Origin of the sequence: Enterobacter sp. JS8-1 (assembly GCF_049187015.1) — a bacterium.
Lineage (GTDB): Bacteria > Pseudomonadota > Gammaproteobacteria > Enterobacterales > Enterobacteriaceae > Enterobacter > Enterobacter mori.
This window is the reverse complement of record NZ_CP185807.1, coordinates 34,475-58,390: the sequence shown is the minus strand read 5'-3', so window position 1 is coordinate 58,390 and position 23,916 is coordinate 34,475. Positions and strand designations below refer to the sequence as shown.

The window sequence follows — 23,916 nt, the reverse complement described above, 5'->3', positions numbered from 1 at the left end:
GGCCCTTTTTTATCGAGGTATAAAATGCACTTTCTGAGTAAATCTTTAATTGCCTGTGCGCTGCTTTTTTCTGGCGTTTCAGCGACCAATGCCGGAGTGGTAATTGGTGGAACGCGCGTGATTTATGACGGCAATAAAAAGGAATCCTCTATTAGCGTCAACAACCCTGACACGACGCCATATTTAATTCAGTCGTGGGTGGAGACGCAAAATGGAGGGGCTGAGAAAGCACCTTTTATTATTACGCCACCGCTTTATCGTTTGGATAAGGATCAGCAAAACGTCGAGCGTATTGTATTAGCCGGTAGCCTTCCGCAGGATAAAGAGTCGCTTTACTGGCTGAATATCAAAGCTATTCCCGCAGCACCACGTAAAGACAATACCCTGCAGATTGCGGTTAAAACACGTATTAAGCTTATTTATCGCCCAGCAGCGCTCAAAGGCACTATCCCGGATGAGTTGGCAGATAAATTAACCTGGCAACGCAGTGGTAACCAAATCCAGGTTACCAACCCAACCAACGTCGTAATGAATTTCAACGAAATAAACGTTAACGGTAAAAAACTGGAAGATGTTTCTTACGTATTACCGGGTTTAACGGCGCGTTTTAATCTGCCGAAAGGGGTAAGTGGTGGGGCGGTAACCTTTAAAATTATTAACGATTACGGCGGTACCGGAAACGTACATAACGCCACGATGTAAAACCCGCTGGGGTAAAGGACACCTGTTTCGTACCGCTGGAGTAACGAATTAATGAGTTGCCATAGGCAGGAATTACGCTTTAAACCTACACGCGTTGCTTTTTTAATCGCATTTGCCTTAGGGGCGCTCGTGCATGACTCTCATGCCCGTGATTATTTTAACCCTGAGCTGATTGAACTTGATAACCCGGGTATGAAAGGGGCTGACCTCTCTGCGTTTGAGTCCGGTTCGCAGTTGCCCGGCACCTACCGCGTCGATATTGTTCTGGGCGAGCAGGTAGTCGATACCCGCGAGATCAAATTCGATGTGGTGACAGGCACCGATGGTGAGGCGTCGCTTCAGCCCTGCCTGAGCGTTGCGCAGCTGAAAAGCTGGGGCGTGAAAACCGAGTTGTTTCCGGAGTTGACCTCCGGTGGCGAATGCGCGAAGTTAAACACAATCCCGCAGGCCTCCGCGGAGTTCCTGTTCAGCGCCCAACGTCTAGTGATAAGCATTCCGCAGGCGGCGCTGTCGCCGCAGGCGCGCGGCTACGTACCGCCGGAGATGTGGGATGAAGGGATCACCGCCGCGATGCTCAACTACAGCCTCAGTGGCTCCAACAACCGGGCACGTAACGGCAACGCCAGCGATACAAACAGCCTGTACGCCAACCTGCGTCCGGGGATCAACATTGGTCCGTGGCGGCTGCGTAACTACACCACCTGGAGCCGTGATGGTAACGGCAATGATAAGTGGGATACGGTCTATACCTATGGCCAGCGGGCGATCGTTCCCCTGAAGGCTCAGCTCACCACCGGTGACAGTTCCTCACCGGCGGATGTGTTCGACAGTATTCCGTTCCGCGGAGTGCAGCTGGCCTCTGACGACGACATGATGCCGGATTCGCTGAAAGGCTATGCCCCAGTGGTACGCGGCATTGCCCGTACCAACGCTCAGGTAGTGATTCGGCAGAACGGCTACCAGATTTATCAGACCTACGTTGCTCCGGGGGCGTTTGAAATAACCGACATGTACCCGACCGGAGGCGCGGGCGATCTCGACGTCACGGTGAAAGAGAGTGACGGCAGCGAGCAGCATTTTACCGTGGCCTTTGCGTCACTGCCGGTACTGCAGCGCGAAGGGCGCTTTAAATACGCCGTGACCGGCGGGCAGTATCGCTCGTACAACAGCGACGTGGATAAAACCCCGTTCAGCCAGCTGACCGGAATTTACGGTCTGCCATATGGCCTGACCCTGTACGACGGTTTTCAGGAGTCGAGTAAGTATCAGTCCTTGGCTGCGGGTATCGGTAAAAACATGGGTGACTTCGGTGCGTTCTCCACCGACGTGACCCAAGCATGGTCAAAACCACAGGAAACAAAGAAGAGCAACGGCCAGTCATGGCGTATTCGTTACAGCAAAAACTTTGTTGAGACGGGCACCAACTTCGCCATCGCCGGGTATCGCTATTCAACCAGCGGCTACTACGGCATGCAGGAAGTTCTTGACTCTTACGGTGACGGTAGCACATTGCAGGATCGTCGCCGCAACCGCGCCGAGCTGACCATGAGCCAGAACATCGGCCAGAATTACGGTTCGCTGACGCTGAGCGCGGTGCGTGAGGACTACTGGAATACCGGGAAGACCATGGAGTCTTACAGCGCCGGATATAACAACACCTGGAACAGCGTGAGCTACGGGATTACTTATTCCTACAGCAAAAACGGCAGTACCGACACCTACGGTCACAGTATCAGCTACGATAAGGATCAGCAGATTGCGGTGAACGTTAGCGTGCCGCTGGAAAAATTACTGCCGGGTACTTGGGCAAACTACAGCATGAACCATAGTAAGAACAACGGCACCACGCACAGTGTGGGTCTGAACGGTTCGGCGCTGGAGAACAACGCCCTGAACTGGAACGTGCAACAGGGTTACGGCACAGATGGTATTGGGTATACCGGTAACACTAACGTTGATTACAAAGGCACTTACGGTGAAGTCACCGCGGGTTACGGCTATGACAAGGACAGCGATCGCCTGAACTACGGTCTGCAGGGCGGGATCATTGCCCACGCCGACGGTGTGACCTTCTCGCAGCCGCTTGGTGAAACCAACGTGCTGGTGAAAGCACCGGGAGCGAAGGGGGTGAGTATCCAGAATCAGAGCGGAGCGAAAACTGACTGGAGGGGTTATACCGCTGTGGGCAACCTGACGCCGTACCGTAAAAATGACGTAGCCATGATGACCGATACGCTGCCGGATGACGTGGAGCTGGAGCTGACCAACAAGACGGTGATTCCAACCCGCGGTGCGGTAGTGAGGGCGGATTATGTGGCGAACGTAGGTATGCGGGTATTAATGACGCTTAACCACCGTATTGGGCAACCCGTACCTTTTGGCGCTATCGCAACAGTGAAGGGACAGAATAATAGTTTTATTGTCGGTGATAAAGGTCAGGTTTATTTAACTGGATTAAGTCCGAACGGGACATTGCAGGTCAAGTGGGGTAATGATTCTTCTGAGCAATGTAGTGCGGATTATTCTTTTCCTGAAAATAACTTAGATACTGGTGTTCAAGTTATTAATGCGCGTTGTAATTGAGGGCGCCAATAATGAGTGAAAATATCATTATGTTTAGATTTATAAGGGCCATGTTTGTCGCTTTGGTGGGGTTGATAAGTTATAGTGTGAATGCAGCTTGCTACACTAACCAGGGGGGGGCATCACCACAAAGTCAAACAATAAGCCCCGGTGTTATTAATGTTCAACGCGACTTAGCTGTTGGAAGTGTTATTGCAACCTATACCACAGCAACTACAGGTACGGCATTAAGTTGTACTGCAGGAACAAGTGCAGATGGTTTTTATATGGGAATGGTACTATTTACATCATTATCAAATATAAGCCACGTTTATCAGACTAACGTCGCTGGTATTGGTGTAAGAGTTTATAGCGCGGGTGGTAATTTCGATAGTCCAGCGACTTTTGTTAGTTTTCTTGGTCCAGGTTCATCTGCTTTTGGTCCGCGAACAATTGACTTCGTTAAAACAGGAAATATTATACCTGGTAATTTAAATTCTGGACTTTTAGCTCGTATATATGGGAATGGCGATGGGGTTACAGCAGTGAGTTATAATTTAAATTCTACGCAGGTTAATCAACTCGCTTGCTCGATTACAACGCCGAATCTAACGTTTCCTATAGGGGATGTTCTCGCATCAAATTTTGGACAAACAGTTGGCACTATCCCCTCTGGAGCACAAAATACCCAAAGTTTGGGGCTGAATTGCGATGCCGGAGCCAATATTAATGTGATGCTCCAGGGCACCCAAAACCCTGACGTAAGCACCACCAGTGTATTAGCACTAACCGGTCAGGGAAATGCGGATGTGGCTACGGGTGTAGGTGTACAGCTATTATATAACAGCACGCCTTTAGTATTAAATAGCCGAATTATGCTGAAGCAATCGACTGGCGGGGCGGAAACTTTCCCTATTACCGCGCGTTATTACCAGACTAACACTGCTGTTACCACTGGTAAGGCAAATGCAACTGCAACGTTAGATCTCACTTATCAGTAATAGCAATGAGAAGATAAAATGAAAATGTTAAGTGTGTTATCCGCTGTAACAATGGCTCTTATGATTAATAGCTCTGCTCAGGCAGGCGACCCCGTTACCCTCAATATCACCGGAAACGTTGTTGCCTCTCCTTGTCAGGTTAGTAGCGACAGTATTACTAAGTCCGTTGATCTTGGACAAAATATCCAGGCGTCATCATTGCAAACAGCAGGTTCGGCTACCAACTGGGTAAACTTTGATATCAACCTGAACAGTTGTCCCGCTGGAACTACGAAAGCCATTATGACCATGCATGGTACGGCCGATCTCTTTAACCCTGCAGATATGTATCGTAATACCGGCACTGCAACAAACTTGGCAGTCCAGGTACAAAGTCAGGCAGGCGATCAGTTGGGCGATACCAAAACGATTTCAGGAACCATCGCCAGTAATGCCTATACCTACAACCTGCGTGCACGTGCCTATACCCAGAACGGCAGCGTAATGCCAGGAAGTATTAGCTCTGTTGTTACGGCAACGTTTGAATACCAATAGTCTGGATGCGCTCCGGCCTTCCGGAGTGCAACGGAGATTTCTTATGCATAATTCTAAATGGTTTGCTGGCGCATTCATGGTTATGTTGCCATGGCTATCTTTCGCTGATGCCTTGCTGACGTTAAACGGAAACGTGGTTGCCAGCCCCTGTACGGTTGATACCGACACGGTAAACAAGACGGTTGATTTAGGCGCTGCGCAACGCCGGGATCTTCAAACCGCCGGTGAAGGCGCAGAGTGGCAGGATTTTGGCCTGCTGTTAACCAACTGCCCGCCAGGGACGACTAAGGTTACGGCCAGTCTTAGCGGTACGGCTGATACCCAGGATGCAACTGCATGGAAAAACAGCGGTACAAGCGGCAATATGGCCCTGCGTATCGCCAGCAGTGACCACGCAACAGTCTATGCGCTAGGCTACATACTTGAGCAAAATGTGGATATCAGCACCCGATCCGCACATTTTCCCATGTCGGCCAGAATGTTTACGCCACAGGGAAATGCTACTGCCGGCACGTTCCGTTCTGTGATAAACGTCGATTTTACTTGGCAGTAGAATGTTCTCTGGAGCGGAAAACTTTTTAAAGGTGCACTATGTATCATTTACCGCTTGAAAATGCGTTGTGCGGAATACGATTTCAGCCTATTTACTCTGTCGCTGAACAAGAAATTAAAGCATGGGAAGTTTTAAGTTTATTGCAACCCAATATTAATACCGAAGTTTATTTTTCTGCCCAGCCTGACAGCGTCTACCTGAATATTTTACTGTGGCAACTGAAGTTAATCTATCATGTGAACAATCGAAAGCGTTACTATTTAAACATTCCCGCTAGGTTATTGTGTTCCTTGCAGGCTGTTGAAAAACTCCTGCCGTGGTTACGGGAAGGGATTGTTCTTGAGGTACAGGATCCTCAGAGCTTCATTTCGCTGTCACGTTCGGAACGTCTTTTTTTTTATTGCTATACCAGAATAATAAAATCTACGGGCGCTGAGGTGTGGCTTGATGATATTTTACCTGAGCAGGCAAATAATTTAAGCGTTGAGATGGCGCGATTCGACGGAGTGAAAATTGATAAAAGCGTGCTCTTGAAACCGTCTGCTTTAAGCCCACTTATTACACATTGTGCCCGGCACGTGAAATTCGTACTGGTCGAAGGAGTCGAAAATAACGAGCATTTTACTATAGCAAAAGAAGGCGGGAGTGATTTTCTACAAGGTTATATGTGGCAAGAAGAGCAGTTATTTATCAACTACATTATAGATTAACAATGTTAAAGATTTTGATTAATGAGTCTGATACCATGTTTCGCCATGGAATGAAATGCTTCCTTAGAGATCTTTTTTGGCAAATATTTAGAAGAAAAACCGAGTTTATTATCGACTACACACCTGGAAATATAGCTGACGCAGATGTGATTATTCTTTCTATGTGTAATGGTGAGGGATATACATGCTTCCCGGAGTTGCGCGCCAGGAGTAAAGGGATAATTATTGGGCTGGTCGATGAGAGTCAGCATCATCGGTCACCATTTTGCTTCAAAGATATTGTCTATATCACGCGACGAGAAACCCTGGAGATGACAAGATATAAAATATTTTCTACCTGGAATAACTGGCTTGTAAGCAAGACAATACCTCAGTACATAAACTGCCGGGGCTGTCAACATTACACGTTATCTCTCCAGCAACGGGATATTCTGGAAAGAATTTACAAGGGTAACTCAATACATGAGATTGCCGCGGATATGAATGTAACCTATAAAACTGTGATGGCCCATAAATACATTGTGATGAAGAAGTTCGGTTTAAAAAATGACTATGAACTCTGCACGCTGTTTGGTAGGATGCAGGAAAGATTCAGAAAACTAGTGAGTTAAGGCAGAGTACGTCCATATATTTCTTCATTACGAACCACACATGAAGCAGCATCTTTGCTTCTTCATATATTGTTCAGTGTACCTTCTTCCTTGATAAACGTTACCAATTACAAGTGCATTACCCATACTGTAGCGTAAACGTCATTATGTAAAATGACTCATGTCCGGTGTTACAAATTCCCGCCTTCAATTGTTGACGATTTCATTCATTTGGCCAGAGCAAAAGTCGTTGAACATGAATTAATATCACGGTGCAACTTTGACCTGCTCCCCGTTGATTAATACACACCGATGTTAGTAATGTCTTCATAAGTGTAGTGGTCAACTAAAACTGGCCACCGCTTTAGAGTTTTTCCAGTATCGGTTTTCCGATTCGTTTGGGGGTAATCCACCGTTATAGTTATGCGGCCTTAGCGAGCTGTAATACCCGACGATATAGTCTTTGATCGCATGAGCAGCTTCGCTAAAGTTTATATAACCTGTCACTGGCACCCACTCGTTTTTCAGACTACGGAAGAAGCGTTCCATGGGGCTGTTGTCCCAACAGTTTCCACGTCGGCTCATACTCTGCCTGATCCGGCAACGCCACAGTAACTGCCGGAACTGCCTGCTTGTATAGTAGCTACCCTGGTCACTATGGAACATCACTCCGGGCTGGTTTACCGCGAGCTTCCCACGCCATTTCCAGCGCTTTGATGGTCAGCTTGCTGTCCGGCGAGAATGACATTGCCCAGCCCACCGGTTTCCTTGCGAACAGATCGAGAACAACAGCGAGGTAAGCCCAACGTTTACCTGTCCAGAGTAGAGTAAGAGGCAGAGCGTAGTCGGACTATTTCCCTGCCTCTCCTCTCCGAACCGGACGTGCACCTTTCAGCGCATCCGGCTCTCCGTTTAAACGCTGGCGAACGCCATTGCCACTTCAGTAAAACGCGATGTATATGTGTTTCTGGCCTCCGTCCTCAGATAGGGATTTCCCTCAGGCAGACGCCAGCGGAACAGCTTCTTGCCTTGCCCCACCAACCGGTACAGCACTTCACCGCTGAGCTTGCCGTGATTGGTTTTACCAAATAAAACCCACGTTTTGCTCTGACCCGGTTTCGGTGATTTACACCACCACCTCATCAGGGAAGCGATACCTGTACGGTATTTGCGGGCCAGCCAGTGAGCCAGCTTCCAGAACACCACTCGATCGATATAACTGAAGACTTTGGCCTTAAAATCAACGAACTGGTAGAACGCGGCCCAGCCTTTCAGTTTCCGATTGAGTTGTTCAGACATATCGACTTTGCTTTCACTATAATTGCCTGATAACAATGCCGTCAGCGATGCGGCGAAGTTTCTGGCTTTCTCCTTCGGGATCGTCGAGACCACCCGCATATCGCCGTAACGACTGCGTTTGCGAATGATCCTATGACCCAGAAAGATAAAACCGTCGTTTACATGGGTGATTTTAGTCTTATCCATGTTCAGCCTGAGTTTCAGGCTGTCTTCAAGCACACCCCGACACTCCTCCCTGATGGCTTCTGCCTGTGCTTTGGTGCCTTTGACGATAAGCACGAAGTCATCGGCATACCGGCAGTACGCTACAGCGGGTTTCCATTGCCAGTTTTCTCTGACTGCGGTGCTTCGGCCTCGCTGGATGCTGTTATTCCAGTACCAGCGATCCTTTCGGGCTTTCCCGCTCAGGTAGCGCGTATGCAGATACTGATCGAACTCATTGAGCATGATATTCGACAGCAGCGGCGATATTACGCCACCCTGCGGTACGCCTTCGCTGGCCGCCCGAAAGAGACCGACATCAATGTGCCCGGCCTTGATGGTTTTCCACAACAGGCTCATAAAGCGAGCGTCACTGATCCTGCGGCGGACAGCCTTCATCAGCAGTCGATGATGTACGGTGTCGAAGTAACTGGACAGATCGCCTTCAATCACCCATCGACCCCGTGTTTCCCCACAATCGGTGAGTTGTAGTTTCACTGTGCGGATCGCATGGTGGACGCTACGTTCAGGCCGGAAGCCATACGAAAGTGGATGAAAATCACTCTCCCATATCGGCTCCATCGCCATCAACATGGCCCGCTGAACAATACGATCCCGCAACGCGGGGATACCCAGAGGTCGCTGTTTGCCGTTGCTTTTAGGGATGTAAACCCGTCTGGCTGGCAGGGGTTGATAGACACCCGAGAGAAGTTCATCCCTGAGTATTTGCAGCTCAGCAGCCAGTCTGGCCTGTAGCGTTGTTTTGTTCACACCATCAACGCCGGGGGTATGCGCCCCCTTTGATGAAAGCGTGATCCGCGCCGCCTCAGCCAGCCATTCTGGTTGTGTTATCAGACGCAGCAACCGTTCAATCCGTCGGGACGGATCGGCTGTTGCCCATGTGGCAAGCTTGCGTTGCATTTCGCTGATTATCAAAGGTCTTCACCTCATTAGGTCAGTTAATCCACGTCGCAAACACATTCAAACTGCTTCCCTTCGCCATGTAATGGGCTTTCCCCATCGCGGACTACTACGGAAGCTCCGCCAGCCAGCGCGTCATCGGGGCCATTCCCCCTTACCATCCGTCGCTGACCTTCCCCGGTTTACCTGCCTGGACTCAGACATACTGAGGAGGCTGCCCGTCGCACTCTTTATCCTTGCTTGCCGCAAGTTGGCAGAAGTCAGCAACGCTGAGCGTGATAGACGCTGCTGCCCTGGTGTTTCGCATACATGTCAAAACACCTTCGACGGACAGTGCTTACATATCACTGCCCGTTACTTCTGCACGGCCTGCCAGATCACGTAGACCGTGGTGACGTTTTCAACCCACAGAGGCGGATTAACGGGTTCATGTTCTTCAGCCTTTCAGTACTCAACCTTGAGGATCATCTCGGTTTAGTGATCTCGCCTCAATCCCCGTTGTCAGCGGGTTACATCACCCTGCGGGCATGCCGCAGGTCACTGCCGCTCAGGTTCACCACCGTCACACCCGGTGGGATTGTTGGGCTTCTCGTCATGAGTTACCGGTTCAATATTCCAGACAGACTCGTGGTTCATTTGAGCATCCATGCTCGCCCTGAACTCCGGGCACACTATACGTCACATCGCCGCACCACACCTGATTAGGCTCTGTCACTGCGAACTGTCGCTCAAGGTGATTAGGGATAGCTATATGTTCATTACTACCACGTTTATAACGGTGGGTAGGCTGCTGACAACTCACCAGCCCCAGCTCTTTCATGAGCCTGCCGGCAAGCCAGCGTCCCATTTTGAAGCCTCTCAGGGTTGCCATAATCGCGATACTTCTTGCACCAGCAGAGCCATGGCTGATGTTATGCAGTTCCAGAACCTGACTGCGTAACACAGCTCGCCTGCCGTCTGGCTTTTCGGGGCTTTTTCCCCAGTATTTGTAGCTGCTTCGATGAACCCCAAACACGTGGCAAAGTGTGACCACAGGATACTGCGCTCTGAGTTTCCCGATTAACGAGAACTGTTCAGGGAGTCTGACATCAAGAGCGCGGTAGCCTTTTTTAATATGTCGTTTTCCATTTCAATGCGTTGTAGCTTTTTCTTCAGCTCACGTATTTCAATCTGTTCCGGGGTTATAGGGGAGGCTTTAGGTATTTTGCTCTGTCGTTCATCCCGCAACTGCTTTACCCATCACGTCATGGTAGAAAGACCCACATCCATAGCACTGGCCGCAGCTGCAACGGTGTAGTTCTGATCAAGGACCAGTTGAGCGGATTCGCGTTTAAACTCTGCGCTGAAATTTCTTTTTTTCATTGAGGCACCTGTAATGTTCTGAGGTGAGCATATCACCTCTGTTCAGGTGGCCAAATTCAGTAAACCACTACATTTTGCCTCTCAATGCATGAAGGTGTCTGAATAGTTCCTCTACAGAGTGACTTTCAACATCAGGGCTCATGGAACATGTATGCCGCGAAGCGGCATGGAGACGCCAGCCGGAGCTGAACCGGGTGATTCTGGTGAGGGGCGTCGTAACCGGCATCAGCCGTTACGGATTGATAGGTTCTGCCAATCCCATCCCTTTCCCTGCAAAGCCATGACTACTTAAAGCTTTCAGAATGAAAATTTGCGCGGTCGGAGTGAGTCCGTCAAGGCCTCTGGCCGCTGACGGGCTGTATCTCCGCGTTAGCGCTGTGAGGCGCTTACGAGCGTGTACAGCGGGCTTGCCGCGACGCTAACTGCAGCTGCTCTGATTTCTAGTTACAACATCCCTCTTAAAGCGAGGGTGTTCCGGCCCTTCGGGCCGGGGCGGCGTCGGTTTAGCAGGGGTCAGGTATGTATGCGGCGCCTGGTTCTGGCGAGAACGGGGCCCGGCGCTTGCGACGGGAGGTACTTTTGATTTCCTTCTGAGCGCGCGGCCGTGAGGCCGCTGCATGCGAAGGCATTTTACGTTATCCACAGAGTGGCCGAAGACAAAGATCTACTCTGGAATGTAATGAACAGAGAGATAAAAAAGGTGAAGTAAGAGTGTTTTGCGGAATGTCTTTTATTCATTTCCGGGTTACTTCACTTATTCGTTTGCGGATTTCTGTGTAAAAAAAAGAGACTGTGGCCATTGCGGGCCATAACGACCGGCAGAACGTCATGGTGACCGGAAGAAGAAAGGAGTGAAGGATGAAAAATGAGCAGAGTGGCCGAAAAAAACAAGCACGAAAAGCCCCGGTGAGGGGGCTGTAAACAAGAAGACTGTTGTGTCGTCTGTGACTAGTCCGGTGGAGAAAGCGCCAGATCCAGCTGGTAAAGATGCTGGATGGCCAGAGCCTTCAGGCGCTCAGATGTGCACCAGTACGCTTCATCAGGCGGCAGGGTGCGGTAAATCCATTCAGACATTGCATGGAGTCGTTCATCTGCCGGCAGCTTAATCAGATTGTTGGCACGTTTACGCTCCGCGCCTTTTTTGCGGCGGTAAACGAGTGCCTCCCGACGCTTACGGCCAGACCAGCATTTCCGCGCAGAGTGGGCCTGAACATCATCATGTTCGCTCATCACCCCTTCCCGGATCAGCTGCTCACGCTCGGAGCTCTGACGGAGCTTCTTCTCCTGTTCTTTAAACAGCTTGTCCATATCGACGCCCAGCATCTGGAATCCCACAGGGGTGATATAGACATACGTTGGCAGCCAGGTGCGGGATACACGGTCCCAGGCGCGTTCTTCCGCGAGACCCAGAACGCCAAACCGTACCTGTTCCTCAATAAGCCGTGAAAGGCGTGACACCGTCACCTCTGTTTCAGGAATGACATTGCCTTTTGCGTCCTTTGCACTGAGTTCTTTTGCAAGACGGGAGATACACATGCCGACGGTATGCTTGCCGGCATCACAGAAGCTGATGAGCACTGGCCAGAGCGCATCGAGCAGGCGCTGACGTTCCGGACGGAAGCCATATTTACGTCCCGCCTTACGGCGGCCGGCGACATAGAGAGGGTGACGAGAAACATGCATGCGCAGGCTGACCTGCCCGGTTTCATTGTCTTTTTTCACAAGGCGATTGTAGGCATGACCGAGCTGTCCGGAGAGCTTTTTATAATGCTCCGGGCGATACCAGGCCGGGTTCTCACATTTGGCTTTTGTGGAATGCTCACCGCGTTTGCGGCGGGTCAGTTTTTTGACCGGTGCAATGAGGAAATTATCCTGAGTGCCGGCATCGACATTCTGCCAGAAACGGGTTAGCTCATCTTTCGGTAGATCTGACCAGTGAACAGAAATCTGATTGTCATTCACGGCGGCCTGTTCTTATGGCGGCCGGGTGTTGTTTTCTATGGTGCATGCGTTATAATCCTTCACAGGCAACGCGCCTGCTTTTGGACCCCCTGATACCTGTGTCTTCCGCCAAGATGATGACAGTTATCGGGGGGTTTGTGCATTCAGGCTCCGGGAAATCCCGTAACCTGCTCCTGAACGTTTTACTGGACACGTCCTGTCCTTGTTTGTTTCCGGAAGTCCGCATTTCTTCCGTAAAACCATCTTCTGCCACCCGCCTGCCTCACCACAAAGCAGTCAAACCGTCAGTTTGAGTTAGGTCACAAAAGTAATCTGAATCAACAATCTGTCCCACCACAAGACGATCGCTGACGATCCGAATACTACCTTCTCGTCAGTAATTTTTCCAGATGTTAGACCAGATAACCGTCCGTAGTTTGCATGCTAATTATCCTTAAGGGACTATAACCGGCAGCGCTCGCCGCAGTATCAGGCCGGCAGGCCTGATCGAGGAAGCGCAGGAGAACGGAACGGGAAGATGGCAATTACGCGCGGAACATGAAAAACAGTCTCTGGCGGGAGACGTTCTTCGGACTGAGGATCATTTCACTCTGGTGGCTTTCCGGATTGCTGCCTGGAGTCTTTCAGCGGTTACGGCTTCCGGGAAAACCGTGATGGTGTCGGGAGTCGCCCCGCTAACGGGCATGACGACGATCCCCGGCGTTCCGGTGAGCCCCAGTTCCTCTGCCAGGTTACTGTTTTTCTCAAGGGACGCGGTATGGTCGCCCGGCACAGAGGCGGCCAGCCCTGCCTTTGACGCTGCCGCGAGTATATCCTCCGCCGTCAGCTTGCCTTCATTATGGCCGGTGGCGTAGATGGCATTGTGATAGGTGACATAGGCCTGCGGCCCTTTCTTTTGCCAGACCGTCAGCCCCTGCTGCGCAGCCTGAAGTGAAGCTTCCCAGCGTCCACCAAATATTGGCCACTCCTTAAAGAGGTAGCGGACGTCCGGCTGCGCTTTCATGACCTTCTCCAGCTCCGGCGCGAAGCGGCTGCAGAACACGCACTGGTAATCAAAGAATTCAATCACAGCGACCTTTGCATTATCAGGCCCGTAAGCCGGGGTGTCCGGATCATGCAAAAGGTTCGCCTGATTCTCCATCACGCTGAGTGCAAACATCTTCTGCTTACGTGTCTCCTGCTGTTCCTGCAGCTTACGACTGACCGTCACCAGTATCTCCGGGTGCGACACCAGGTAGTCAGCAGCGATTTCGCCGATACGTGCCTCCTGCTCCGGGCTGAATAAGGGCTGAGGGGCCGAAGCGTGTGCCATTGAAATAAAGCCAATGTATGTTGTAACTATTAATGCTGCTAATTTGTTTGCTTTCATAGCCTGATTCTCATGATTAAAAGGGGGATTAACGTTCTTTCTGAATGGTTCGGGTGAGGGTCTGTTCTTCACGCTCCGGCATGCGGCCGCGTTCAGTATTTTCTGCCGCCCTGAGCATGTCTCGTTCAGCGTTTGCCAGATCTGCAATCACACGCGATGCCCGCGACTGTTCACCAGCGGTCTTGTCAGCACCTTCCAGCTCGCTTCGGACGCCTGCAGCGGCTTTTATTTCCTGTCCATCGGTGTTTTCCTCACCTCTGACCCTGGCGATCACATCCGCATCCGGGTTGAGTGGTTCCGGTTTACGCGGGTTAATGTCTTCCGGTTTCAGTCTGATCACCTCTTCCTGTGGAACTTCCGCCAGCAACGACTCCGGCTGCCTGCTCCGTCCGGCTTCTTCATTGCGAACCTGGTCTGCCAGCATTTGCTCGCGCAGCTGCTGTACGTTCTGTTCGTCCGTCAGCGTGGAGACAATACCCGGTGACACATCCTGTTTTGTCCCACCGCTTACCTTAAGCAGCCATGCTGAAGGCGGTTCATCACCGGTCTGCCAGACCACGCCGTCCTTTGGATGATTTCGTACTGCATCGAGTGCAGCCGTCAGGTCGCTGGCCACTATCGTGTTTCCGGACTGACTACGCTGCAGCACGGCGCCACGGGCACGCTCTGTCATGACCATTCGTGTCTCCCCCTGAGTCATCCGTCCTTCCGGGCTGGAAACCAGGGAAACCAGGGCCAGGCCCGCACTCCTGCCATTGTTGTCATACACCGGCAGCGCCAGCGCCGGTTCAGGAAAGCGCCGGGTGGCCGGGATGATTTTTGCCGTCAGTGACGCATCCTGCATGCCCTGATGGCGCACCCAGGCGCGACCGATGGCCGTTTTATTCACCGGCTGCCCCATTGCCCAGATGGCTTTCGCCTGTTTGCGCTGCGTTTCCGGTGCCAGCGCATCGTGCGCAGTTTTGATATCACGCTCCGGTGTTTTTACCGCCTTAACCCAGTCCGCTTTCCCGTCGGTGTATATCTGGACGTGCTCTTTCACGCGTGAGGCTGAAATGTAGAAGGCACGACGGGAAGCCAGTGCCTTACGTCCGTCTTTCGTGCCCTCAAGCGCAATGACATAATCACTGCTGGCCCCCTGTGCGCCGTAGCCGGTGACGGCCCAGCCGTAGTCGATATGCTGCTGCGCCCGGACCTTCTCCGGATTGATGGTGACGCGACCGTTCTCCCCTTTCAGACGGATATTCCCCTCCTCGCTGACCGACTCCACCGTATAGCGCTGGTTGGCCATCTGCCCCTGTTCGCGATCGGTCGCCGTGAACTTAAGCAGATCGCCGGAACGGACTTCCATCTCGCTGCGGCGAAACAGCTGCACGTCACCGGTGATCAGCTCCTTCGGTGAAATCAGAGCAATCTTCCCTTCCTCATCACGTACCGTCACCGTTCTGCCGTTACGGTCAACGGCCACCACATCCTGGTAGCGGTCACCGCGTTTAACCACCATCCCTGCTTCCCAGGCCTCTGTTTTGTTGAACTCATGGCGCGTATGGGTGATTTTATCGAGCACAGGCACCTTAATGGCCTTCTCCCCCAGTTCTCCCCGCGCTGCAAGCGCGGCATGAATGCCGGCATTTATCGCTTTACGGTCGGCGTTCAGCTGCGCAATGATGAGCGTACGGGACCGCGCCTCCGGCGTCCGGTCCTTCCAGTCCGCCACGATGTCGTTAACGGGCGTCTCCGTTTCCTGAATCGCACTTTCCGGGAGCGCGGCTGAAGCGCTACGCGCCACACGGTCAGCCGGCTGGGTTTCAATGCGCTGCAGGGCCGCATCGATCCGGTTATCGATGATGTCGTGAACGGCGCCGCGCAACTGCAGGTCTTTCTGACGGACGATTTCCTTCATGATGGCCACATCCATCGGGCTTCGCTCCTGCATCAGCTTAAACGGCGCGCCCACGTCGACCGCTTCAAACTGGTCGATATCCCCCATCGAGACTGCACGTCCGCCGCCGCTGGCAATGGCCTGGAACAATGCCGCCGTATCCTGGTTGCCTGCCATTGATGATTCATCGATAAGAAACACCTGTCCTTTATAGTCAGGTTTCCCGCCTGCGGCCGTCGCCTGGTCATGCTCAACGACAAAGGATTTGATGGTCTGCGCCCGTACACCGACGTCGCTCATTTCTTTCACCGCCTGGTGCGTAGGAGCAAGCCCCGTCATCACCGGACGAACGTCCGCCGGTAAGGTCTCCAGTGCAGATATCACCGCCTTCAGCTGCGTGGTTTTCCCCACGCCGGCATAGCCCTGAATCCCGATAAACTGATCCGTGGTACCCAGCACCAGGGTGGTCGACTTTTTCTGGCCATCGGTGAGTCCGTTCAGCACGGCCTCCGGTACCTGTTCCAGCAACGGCTGCTGCGTACCTTTCCCTTCCTCCACCACGCGCAGAATGGCTTTCTCCATCTCCCAGGTGGACCGGGACACCAGTACCGGCTCTCCCCCTGCGGATACGGACAACAGCTCGCCATTTTTAATCATCGCGCCAATTTCATTCCCGATGGCTTCGAGGTCGGGATGATATTTCTGCGCTTCCGTCGCCAGCTTAAGCTCGCTGATCACCACGGTGCGCTGGTCGTTAATGGCACGCCACACGGCCAGACCCGCGTCCGTCCGGATGCTGTGATGCAGTGAATCAACCGCCTGACTGACGTCCTGGTGACCGCTCAGGTTTCTGACCAGCTGCACGGGAGAGGCATTGGTCTTCATGCGCTGCAGCCGGGCTTCAGCCCGGTCCTGCACTTCGGCGGTGAACACTTCCGCCCGGTGGCCACTCTGTGCCAGCGAGTTCATGGTCTGGGTCGATATGTCGCGGCTGTTGAGCGCGGCCAGCACCACGCCGGCGTCGTTATCCCGTCCGCCCGGCGCGGTTACGTAAGCATGTGACAGATAGAGCGGCTGGTCTTTTGGCAGCGTCAGTGTGTCTTCCCCCCGTTTAACCTCAATCCCCTTTTCACTTATCCCGGTCACCTCAAGACGATCTTTGGCCTTCAGGCTGTGCTCGCGGTCGCCCGCCACGGACAGCAGTTTTTCGCCGGTGGCCACGCTGAGGGTTTCACGGCTGAAGAGACGCCAGTCAGCGCTGATATCCCCGATTTTCATCCGGGTCAGCACGCCGTCACCGTCGATGAGCGAGAGGACTCGCGTGTCCTCATGCACCCGGTCAATCACAAAGGACTTACGCTCTTTTGCGTCCGCGCGATCTTCAAGCACCATGCCGGGACGGTACGAACCTGGCATGCGGCGCGTTTTGCTGTCGAGCCACACCGGCTGCCGGGCCTCTATCTCCACGCCGTCACGCCCCAGCTGCCCTGCGTTCTGCAGCGCCTCACGTACCAGGCCCGTCAGCTGCGCCTGTTCACGTTTGCCGACCACGACGGCGGTGACGTTATCAGTTCCTCCGCTCAGCTCTGCAAACCGGTTGGCCAGCGCCTCGTAACGGTCGCGTTTGTTAGGAATACTGACCACTTCGGCCTCAAGCCCGGGCGCAGGCTCCGTGCGGCGGGAGCGGGCAACCCCTGCGGACTCCAGCACGGACATGGCGTTACCGTTCGCCTGCCGTCCGGCACTGTCGAGAAAGACCAGCTGTGCGTCCTGCGCGCGCGCTTCGCCCAGCAGAACCAGCGTCTCCTTTAATCCCAGACGCTCTGCCCCTTCGATAATCAGCGTGCTCTGGGGTTTCAGGTGGAAATCACCGCTCAGAACATGCTGCCGGCTGATAATCCGTTCCCGCAAATCGTCGGATTTCGCCAGCGAAATGGCGCGCTCGGCAGAGCTGGCCAGCACCTGCACGTCACGACCGTTCGCGCCGGCAATACCGGCCAGCTGCGCGGTCAGGTCACGGATGCCCGCCACGCCTGACGGTGCATTCATCAGAACCAGGGCGTCCTTCTCCACAACTTCAAGCGCCGCCGGCGCGTACTGCGCCGGGCGGGTGAAACTGACGACTTTTGTGGATTTGAGATGCTCCTGACTCAGCGCCTGGATCGAGAGTTCATCCAGCAGGTGAATACGGGAGGTGAAAACCCCTTTCTCACTGTCCAGCGGCACAATCATGCCGTCCTTCAGCGCCGCATCGATGGCCACACGAATATCCTTAATCTCCGGCAGCCGTTCACTCAGCTCAGCGGTGGTCATCATCAGCTCGCCAAAGGTGAAGCGCGTTTTACTGTCGCTGAGCTGCGAGATGGCCAGCCGGACAGCCTCAGTCAGTTCCGGGCGGGGTATTTCAGTGTCCAGTTGAACGGCAGGTAAGCTCCTGGTCGCCGGCGTCTTTTCGGGAACGGTCTGTGCCGGGTGACTCAGCGTGTCAGTTTGCTGTGGTACTGGCTGACGGGACTGGCTCTCCGGTTCTGCGGGTTGAGCAGGTGTGTCGACGCTCTTTTCTGCCGTGGACGACGTCTGCAGAGAAGCCTGTTCAGGCCCGGCAGGAACCGGCTTAGCCTGGTGATCTCGCTCCGGCTGAGGCGCGGTCTCACGAAGACCTGCATCACGCGGCACCACGCTCTCCTGATACGCCTTCAGGTCAAATCCCTTCTCCTTCATCTGGCCCAGCCAGCGCTCCATCAGGCGCATCCGAGAAGGGTCAACTTTCGCCCTGCGGGTGTCTTTGGCGGCCACATCCCGGCTGCGCAGCGTGGCTTCAGCCCCCACGGCCCCCTGAATTTCCCGGCCCCGTGATGAATATTCGTCCCTGACTTCTTCCGGAACGCCCTTGATCTCCCACATCCCATGCTTGCCTACTTCTTCCACTTCATGGCCGAGCGCTTCAACCCGCTCGCGCAGCGCGCTGCGATAGATTTTCCCGAGGGTGACCTGGTGCTTCATGACGGTTTCGATAAAGCCGGCGTTATGGATATAGTCCGTGGCCAGGGCTTTCCATTTGCCCGCATACTCCGTCATGTTGGCAATCAGGAGATGGGTGTGCAGCTGAGGATCAAGATTGCGCGAGGTATCATGCGTATAGGCGGCCGCCACCATCTTGCCGGTGTGTACAATGGACGTAACGCCGTCTTTCGTGTCGCGGGCCGAGATGAGCTTCTCCACATAGCCAGCCGCCACGCGGACGGCATGGTTATGTGCTTCCACCATTTCTTTATCATTGCCAATGAGCGCCAGAATGGACACGCTCTTGGGAGCGGAAAAGGTCAGGTCATGGCCCGGGCGGTGGACGTGCTGTCCGTTAACCTCCTTGCCCAGCCGTGAGCCGTCCGGCAGACGGCCCTCGAGCACGGCCGTCAGGTCATCGCCACGGACATTGCCCTCAAGGCCCAGCTCTTTTGCACCTTCCCCCATCCAGAGGCTCTGCAGGCTGCCCAGAAAATAGTAGTTATCGGAATTGCTGTAGTAGCCTGCAGCCTCGCCGGCTGACGCTACTGGGGCGACTGACATCATAGGTCATGCTCTCTGTCGTAATAGTGATGGTCGTTTTCGTCGTAACCCGGGTCGTCCGCGTGACGGTGAAGTAAAATGTTCTCTTCTTCCTGCGCCAGCTGACGGTGGGTGCTGTGGGCTTCATCCTGGGTCTGCGGTGTCACTGACTTCCCTGCCGTCGTCAGACTCAGGCCGCCGTCAGGCAGTACCGTCACCTTCATATCCAGGTTCATTGATTCGCCCGCATTCTCGCTGGCCTGATCTTCGCCTCCGCCTGAGGTGGCTCCGGTATTGAGCCGCCGTTTCAGCATTCCCAGCGCGCCAGCTGCTTCATGCTCGGAGGGAGCATCCAGCTGGGTTCGGCTGCGGATTTTTTGCAGTGCTGCAGGTATTTCCGGATTAAGGGACGCAGTCTCTTTTTGACGATTTTCTGAAGGAGAAGAAGGTCGAAGTGAAACGACGTTGTCTTTTTTGTCTTCGGTGACAGGGTCTGTCACCGTGCTGTGATTTTCAGTTACGACTTGCGTAACCACAGGCGCTGTTCGCGATGTGACGGGCTCCCTGGCTGGTACTGGCTTACATTCAGGTGCAGCGCTGCGCGAAGGTTTATTTTCTTCCGCCGGAGCACGCGCCAGTTTTTCGACGGCCGATGTTGCCGGCGAGCCGGATGCCCCTGCAGAAGAAACCGGAGCTGGACCGCCATCTGCAGAGGATGTCGCGCTCCCCTTCTCCAGCACTTCATCACCGGTCGGGAACGTCAGACCTGCAGCTGCAGCTGCGCGCTCGTTCTCCTGAATAACCCTCTCCAGCTCTGGACTCAGTGCATCGCGGATATTGCGCTCGATCAGGCCTGCCTGACGCTTCTTCAGCGAGCGGTATTTCAGCTTCAGACGAACAACCGGATACTCACCCGGGAGGCGCACGTAGAAGTTGAGGTTTGGCAGACGCATGATCTGCTCGTAGTCGACAATGGGGTTATTGACCTCGTCCTTACCGAGGGACACACCATCACGCACCTGGTCCAGACCGTAGCTGTTCTGCTCACGGATTTTGCGCTTACGCTGGTTGCCCAGCTCCTCTTCCACCACTTTGGCCATCTCCGCACTCGGTGAGCGACCGTACATACGGGTGTTCATCAGGTCGAAGATACTTTTGGCCAGCTCGCGGCCGTAGACGTGAACCAGCTGGGCCATGTTTTGCATCCCCAGCACGAAACATCCACCAAACTTACGCGCCTCGGCAAGCGTCTCGGCCAGCTCGGGGATGCGCTGCAGGCTGGGGGCTTCATCGATAATGAACCATACGCGGCGGTCGCTGTTCTCCCCCATGCTCTGCAGCATCAGCGTGGCCAGAGATACCCACAGCGATATCAGCGGGCGTACACTCTTGCGGTGACGAGCCTGTGTTGAAATAAACAACCAGCTGCTGTCATAGCGTTCCTGCGTCATCCACTCTCTAATGGTGAACGGCGGCTTCGTTCCGTCATCCAGCCCCTGCAGGTAGCGAAGGGCTTTGGCGTAGTTGGTTACCACTGAGCGAATGGAAATGGCCGTTTTCTCGATCTTCTCTTCCACCAGGTTGGCTGAGGGCGTGTTGGCCAGATAGTCACGCAGATTTTTCATGCTGAGGGACAGCAGGGTTTTGAGGAACTTCTCAATGCTGCGCTCCGGGTCCGTCGACATACGAATTGCAAGGTCGGCATAAATAGTTCGCGAACTGGATACCCAGAACGGATCTGAATCCCCTTCAACCGGAATGAGGCTGGCGGCCAGGTTGTCGTAATCGACCGCGTCGACACACTCACCCCACATCTGCCAGTTGGCACAGCGCTCGTCGTGGGCGTTAAGGATGATATCGGTAGACGGGTTATAGTGGGTTTCGGTGAAGGTACAGCCGGAGTCGTAGATGATGGCCCGGTCACCACGTTTGCGGATGTAGTCGAGTAACCAGCGTATTAGCGTCGACTTCCCCACCCCGATAGTGCCATGCATCAGGAAATTGAGTACCTCCGCCATCCTGACCATATGCAGATCACCCACGCGAAGGTCAGAGAACTCACCGTTTTTACGCAGCAGCTTATTCACTTCAGCAGGCTTGTCAGTCAGCTGCATCCCGGAAATGTATTCGTCTTCACTTTCCTTTCGACCGATACTGGCGATAAACCATGTCACGGCGATAAACACCACCATACTGAACAACCCGCTGGCGCCGGCCGCCCACTGCAGCTCAGTCAGGCACTGGTTGCCCATCTCCTGCATGTACAGGTCGGTATAGATCTGCGGCAGGGTCATTTTGAGCACCATCATCGTCGCGGTTGGCGCATACCAGTAGTGGACGTCGTAAATTTTTGGCGTCCCCGTTGCCGGCATCAGATCGATAAAACTGCTGTTGATGCTGGCAAACCACCACAGGGAGCCGTTATCAAGGGCTTCCTGTGGAATTCGCCAGAGAAAAATGGCGGTAGTCAGCACGGCGAACAGGATGAAGATCCAGAATCCTATCCAGTTGTTCACCTGAATGAACATGCGCCAGCGGTAGGCAGTCATCTGCCCGCCCTGGGTGAGGTTTTTTCCTGCGAAGCTCATAGAGTGTTGTCCGGCCGTTATCGCATCACCTGCGCGGTGATGTGTGTTATCAGAGAAGAAACGTTGAAAAGGTTGCTGTAAAAGGTGGTATCGCGAGGGTAAAGCGCCGGTTTATTACATCAGGCTCAGCTCATATCTGGCCTGCTGGCACCCGTCCTCCCAGTCCTGTTTATTAATGTATGCAGCCACAGAACGGACTGAAGTGGCCACATCCCTATAAGCCGCTGAGTGCCACTCCCGGGGTTCCAGACCATAAAGAGTGAATTCATAGCCAGCCCAGCAAGCAATGATGGTCATTCCCTGCCCCTCAGGAAGTGAACCAAATACATTAATCCAGGCCTTCACTACCATCAGCTCGCTTTCAAGATGGATAAGCGACCAGAATTCAGCTGAGTAATCTGCACGTTCATTTATCTGATGCATCATGATGGACGAACTCCTTTGAAGTTAAGGACGCAACGCTCGCCGCAGGCAGGGCTGCGCCAGGCGCAGTCATGCGAGGAAGCGTAATTACTGGTAACTGACAGAAAGCACCGACGCACCCTGCCCGTAATGAGCACGGTTAAAAATCAGCTGTGAGGGAGAACGGCTGCGACGATCGCCGCAGCCGTGGGTATTACATGATGCCAGCGATGGACTTGGCCAGCTGCGCTTCCAGGACAGGTTTTGCCTCTTCAAATTTGAGGTTCACCTTGTTGGCGTTGGATACCACGCGAGTCTGGTATTTAGCTCGATTGCCCTGCTCCGTGCTGGTCTGCAGCTTAATACCTGACGTGCCCTGCTTAAGGGCGGCAATATTGTCGGTCGTGACGGCTGCTTTGCTGCGCTCGGAGATCTGCAGATCGGTCACCATCGTGTAGTTCACGTCTTCAACCATTGCATCTGCAGCCATACCAATCAGCCCGGTGGCCAGCCCTACACCCAGCGTTGCGCCAGCTGACGACGAGTTATACGCCGTAATACCCGCGCCCAGTGCCGCACCCATTGCCGCACCTTCATACCCGGTCTTGAGGAATCCCTGCGCATCACGCAGATCCATCTTTTCGGCTTTCAGTACGTTTGCCTGAATCCAGTAGTAGGCCGAGTCCGGAGAGCTGGAAACGCGGTAGCCTTTCGCGGCCAGTTCATTTGTAATTTGTGCCTGCAGACCAGACATGTCCTTGTCAGAGGTATTACGGATCTGCAAATAAACAGTCTTCTCTGATGATGGTTCCAGCCAGATTGTTTCACTCATCTGGGTTTTGACATCGAGATTACGTTTCTTCACCGCTGTGGACATGGCACCACAACCAGACAGAGCGAGAGTCGACGCGATCAGACCAACAACGGCTAATTGTTTTAATTTCATAAATTCATCCTGTGCATAGAAAAACGTCCCCGTTAGCGAGATATAGCTAACAGAGACGTTATTGGCTGATTTGAATGTTAATTTACAGCGAGAGGGTATAAAAATCCGGGCAACGTGTGAAGTTCCGGGACTGTATTTTCATCAGAGATTAAATTTTACTTAAGATAGAATATTGACCATTCCTATCTACTCATCATCTTACTGGCCGTTGACATCAATGGCCCCAGACCGTAACGAGTGCTCTGTATTCCAAGATATCCATTAGTAACAAATATTGATATGAATAAAACTGCTGGAATACTCCCTGCCAGTAACACTCCCCAATCAGTTATCATCCCTACGACAGATAACAAGGTGGCGCTACCCCATAGGTACAAGGCTATTTTCTTAACTGTGGACCTTAAGGAAGTGATTAATGTCGAACGATTCCTGATATCTTCAGGTATAGATAGATATACCAGTACAGTAGAATAATTTATGAGTATGAAGAATATTGCTACAACAGCTGTCGCCCCTATAGATATCCATCCTCCATACCCTAAAACGAGCTGTGCTGCTTCAAGATAGAACTTCCAGCCTAGCCCGCTATTATCTCCTGCTTGAATCAGACTGACATAATAAGCAAACCACATCAGAATGGCTGTGAGGATCATAATTACAGGGTATATAGCTACAATCTGGAAAGCCTTCTTCGGTGATGAAACTGGACGTTCATCACTACTAATCCCTGAGATAATCTCAGCAATTTCTTTTTTTGCATCACCATTTGAGAATGCCATATACCCT

The 23,916-nt window shown here is 53.0% G+C and carries 15 protein-coding genes and 2 pseudogenes; 7 read left to right on the top strand and 10 right to left on the bottom strand.

Annotated features, from left to right (window positions below):
* The first annotated feature begins 24 nt into the window (after positions 1–24).
* Genes ACOQH0_RS24325 through ACOQH0_RS24295 form a run of 7 tightly spaced genes read left to right on the top strand, consistent with a single transcriptional unit; the run spans position 25 to position 6,673 of the window.
* Positions 25–702, top strand: a complete 678-nt coding sequence (locus ACOQH0_RS24325; protein ID WP_421512496.1) for a molecular chaperone — start codon at positions 25–27, stop codon at positions 700–702.
* Positions 703–753: 51 nt separating this feature from the next.
* Positions 754–3,285 (top strand): fimbria/pilus outer membrane usher protein, encoded by a 2,532-nt coding sequence (locus tag ACOQH0_RS24320; protein WP_421512495.1) that lies wholly within the window; start codon positions 754–756, stop codon positions 3,283–3,285.
* Positions 3,286–3,296: 11 nt separating this feature from the next.
* Positions 3,297–4,265, top strand: a complete 969-nt coding sequence (locus tag ACOQH0_RS24315; RefSeq protein WP_421512494.1) for a fimbrial protein — start codon at positions 3,297–3,299, stop codon at positions 4,263–4,265.
* 18 nt (positions 4,266–4,283) lie between these two features.
* The gene (locus ACOQH0_RS24310) at positions 4,284–4,799 is read left to right on the top strand and encodes a fimbrial protein (protein ID WP_421512493.1); all 516 of its coding nucleotides are present in this window, start codon (positions 4,284–4,286) and stop codon (positions 4,797–4,799) included.
* Positions 4,800–4,842: 43 nt separating this feature from the next.
* Complete coding sequence (locus tag ACOQH0_RS24305) at positions 4,843–5,352, top strand: fimbrial protein (RefSeq protein ID WP_421512492.1); 510 nt, start codon at positions 4,843–4,845, stop codon at positions 5,350–5,352.
* 38 nt (positions 5,353–5,390) lie between these two features.
* Positions 5,391–6,062, top strand: coding sequence for an EAL domain-containing protein (locus ACOQH0_RS24300; protein ID WP_421512491.1), 672 nt, complete (start codon positions 5,391–5,393; stop codon positions 6,060–6,062).
* A 2-nt stretch (positions 6,063–6,064) separates the two neighbouring features.
* Positions 6,065–6,673 carry a LuxR C-terminal-related transcriptional regulator gene (locus ACOQH0_RS24295; RefSeq protein WP_421512490.1) on the top strand — a complete coding sequence of 203 codons (609 nt, stop codon included), beginning with the start codon at positions 6,065–6,067 and terminating at the stop codon, positions 6,671–6,673.
* Between the two features lie 321 nt (positions 6,674–6,994).
* On the opposite strand, the pseudogene ACOQH0_RS24290 reads toward ACOQH0_RS24295, so the two are convergent.
* The 10 genes and pseudogenes from ACOQH0_RS24290 to ACOQH0_RS24245 all read right to left on the bottom strand — a co-directional run.
* A pseudogene (locus tag ACOQH0_RS24290) lies at positions 6,995–7,484 on the bottom strand (IS3 family transposase); the annotation flags it as partial.
* Positions 7,485–7,564: 80 nt separating this feature from the next.
* On the bottom strand, positions 7,565–9,073 hold the full coding sequence (gene ltrA, locus ACOQH0_RS24285; RefSeq protein WP_421512326.1) for a group II intron reverse transcriptase/maturase: 1,509 nt from the start codon (positions 9,071–9,073) through the stop codon (positions 7,565–7,567).
* A 673-nt stretch (positions 9,074–9,746) separates the two neighbouring features.
* Positions 9,747–10,435 (bottom strand): annotated as a pseudogene (locus ACOQH0_RS24280) (IS3 family transposase); the annotation flags it as partial.
* A 948-nt stretch (positions 10,436–11,383) separates the two neighbouring features.
* Positions 11,384–12,397: a plasmid replication initiator RepA gene (gene repA / locus ACOQH0_RS24275; protein ID WP_421512489.1), complete on the bottom strand. Its 1,014-nt coding sequence runs from the start codon at positions 12,395–12,397 to the stop codon at positions 11,384–11,386.
* A 580-nt stretch (positions 12,398–12,977) separates the two neighbouring features.
* The gene (locus ACOQH0_RS24270) at positions 12,978–13,766 is read right to left on the bottom strand and encodes a DsbA family protein (protein ID WP_221696971.1); all 789 of its coding nucleotides are present in this window, start codon (positions 13,764–13,766) and stop codon (positions 12,978–12,980) included.
* Positions 13,767–13,794: 28 nt separating this feature from the next.
* Positions 13,795–19,218 (bottom strand): conjugative transfer relaxase/helicase TraI, encoded by a 5,424-nt coding sequence (gene traI / locus ACOQH0_RS24265; RefSeq protein ID WP_421512525.1) that lies wholly within the window; start codon positions 19,216–19,218, stop codon positions 13,795–13,797.
* Entirely contained in the window at positions 19,215–21,782 is a 2,568-nt protein-coding gene (gene traD / locus ACOQH0_RS24260) for a type IV conjugative transfer system coupling protein TraD (protein ID WP_421512524.1), read from the bottom strand. Before traD ends, traI begins: the two co-directional genes overlap by 4 nt.
* Before the next feature lie 114 nt (positions 21,783–21,896).
* Positions 21,897–22,208, bottom strand: a complete 312-nt coding sequence (locus tag ACOQH0_RS24255; protein WP_333156185.1) for a hypothetical protein — start codon at positions 22,206–22,208, stop codon at positions 21,897–21,899.
* Positions 22,209–22,398: 190 nt separating this feature from the next.
* On the bottom strand, positions 22,399–23,130 hold the full coding sequence (gene traT / locus ACOQH0_RS24250) for a conjugal transfer complement resistance protein TraT (protein ID WP_127849929.1): 732 nt from the start codon (positions 23,128–23,130) through the stop codon (positions 22,399–22,401).
* Between the two features lie 182 nt (positions 23,131–23,312).
* Positions 23,313–23,909 (bottom strand): hypothetical protein, encoded by a 597-nt coding sequence (locus tag ACOQH0_RS24245; RefSeq protein ID WP_049019365.1) that lies wholly within the window; start codon positions 23,907–23,909, stop codon positions 23,313–23,315.
* Positions 23,910–23,916: the final 7 nt, after the last annotated feature.

Excerpts from the sequence above, each read along its gene's own strand:
- traI (WP_421512525.1), bottom strand. The coding sequence starts at position 19,218 with ATGATGTCAGTCGCCCCAGTAGCGTCAGCCGGCGAGGCTGCAGGCTAC.
- ltrA (WP_421512326.1), bottom strand. The coding sequence starts at position 9,073 with ATGCAACGCAAGCTTGCCACATGGGCAACAGCCGATCCGTCCCGACGG.
- traD (WP_421512524.1), bottom strand. The coding sequence starts at position 21,782 with ATGAGCTTCGCAGGAAAAAACCTCACCCAGGGCGGGCAGATGACTGCC.
- ACOQH0_RS24310 (WP_421512493.1), top strand. The coding sequence starts at position 4,284 with ATGAAAATGTTAAGTGTGTTATCCGCTGTAACAATGGCTCTTATGATT.
- ACOQH0_RS24320 (WP_421512495.1), top strand. The coding sequence starts at position 754 with ATGAGTTGCCATAGGCAGGAATTACGCTTTAAACCTACACGCGTTGCT.
- ACOQH0_RS24300 (WP_421512491.1), top strand. The coding sequence starts at position 5,391 with ATGTATCATTTACCGCTTGAAAATGCGTTGTGCGGAATACGATTTCAG.
- ACOQH0_RS24325 (WP_421512496.1), top strand. The coding sequence starts at position 25 with ATGCACTTTCTGAGTAAATCTTTAATTGCCTGTGCGCTGCTTTTTTCT.
- ACOQH0_RS24315 (WP_421512494.1), top strand. The coding sequence starts at position 3,297 with ATGAGTGAAAATATCATTATGTTTAGATTTATAAGGGCCATGTTTGTC.
- ACOQH0_RS24255 (WP_333156185.1), bottom strand. The coding sequence starts at position 22,208 with ATGATGCATCAGATAAATGAACGTGCAGATTACTCAGCTGAATTCTGG.
- ACOQH0_RS24305 (WP_421512492.1), top strand. The coding sequence starts at position 4,843 with ATGCATAATTCTAAATGGTTTGCTGGCGCATTCATGGTTATGTTGCCA.
- traT (WP_127849929.1), bottom strand. The coding sequence starts at position 23,130 with ATGAAATTAAAACAATTAGCCGTTGTTGGTCTGATCGCGTCGACTCTC.
- ACOQH0_RS24245 (WP_049019365.1), bottom strand. The coding sequence starts at position 23,909 with ATGGCATTCTCAAATGGTGATGCAAAAAAAGAAATTGCTGAGATTATC.
- ACOQH0_RS24295 (WP_421512490.1), top strand. The coding sequence starts at position 6,065 with ATGTTAAAGATTTTGATTAATGAGTCTGATACCATGTTTCGCCATGGA.
- ACOQH0_RS24270 (WP_221696971.1), bottom strand. The coding sequence starts at position 13,766 with ATGAAAGCAAACAAATTAGCAGCATTAATAGTTACAACATACATTGGC.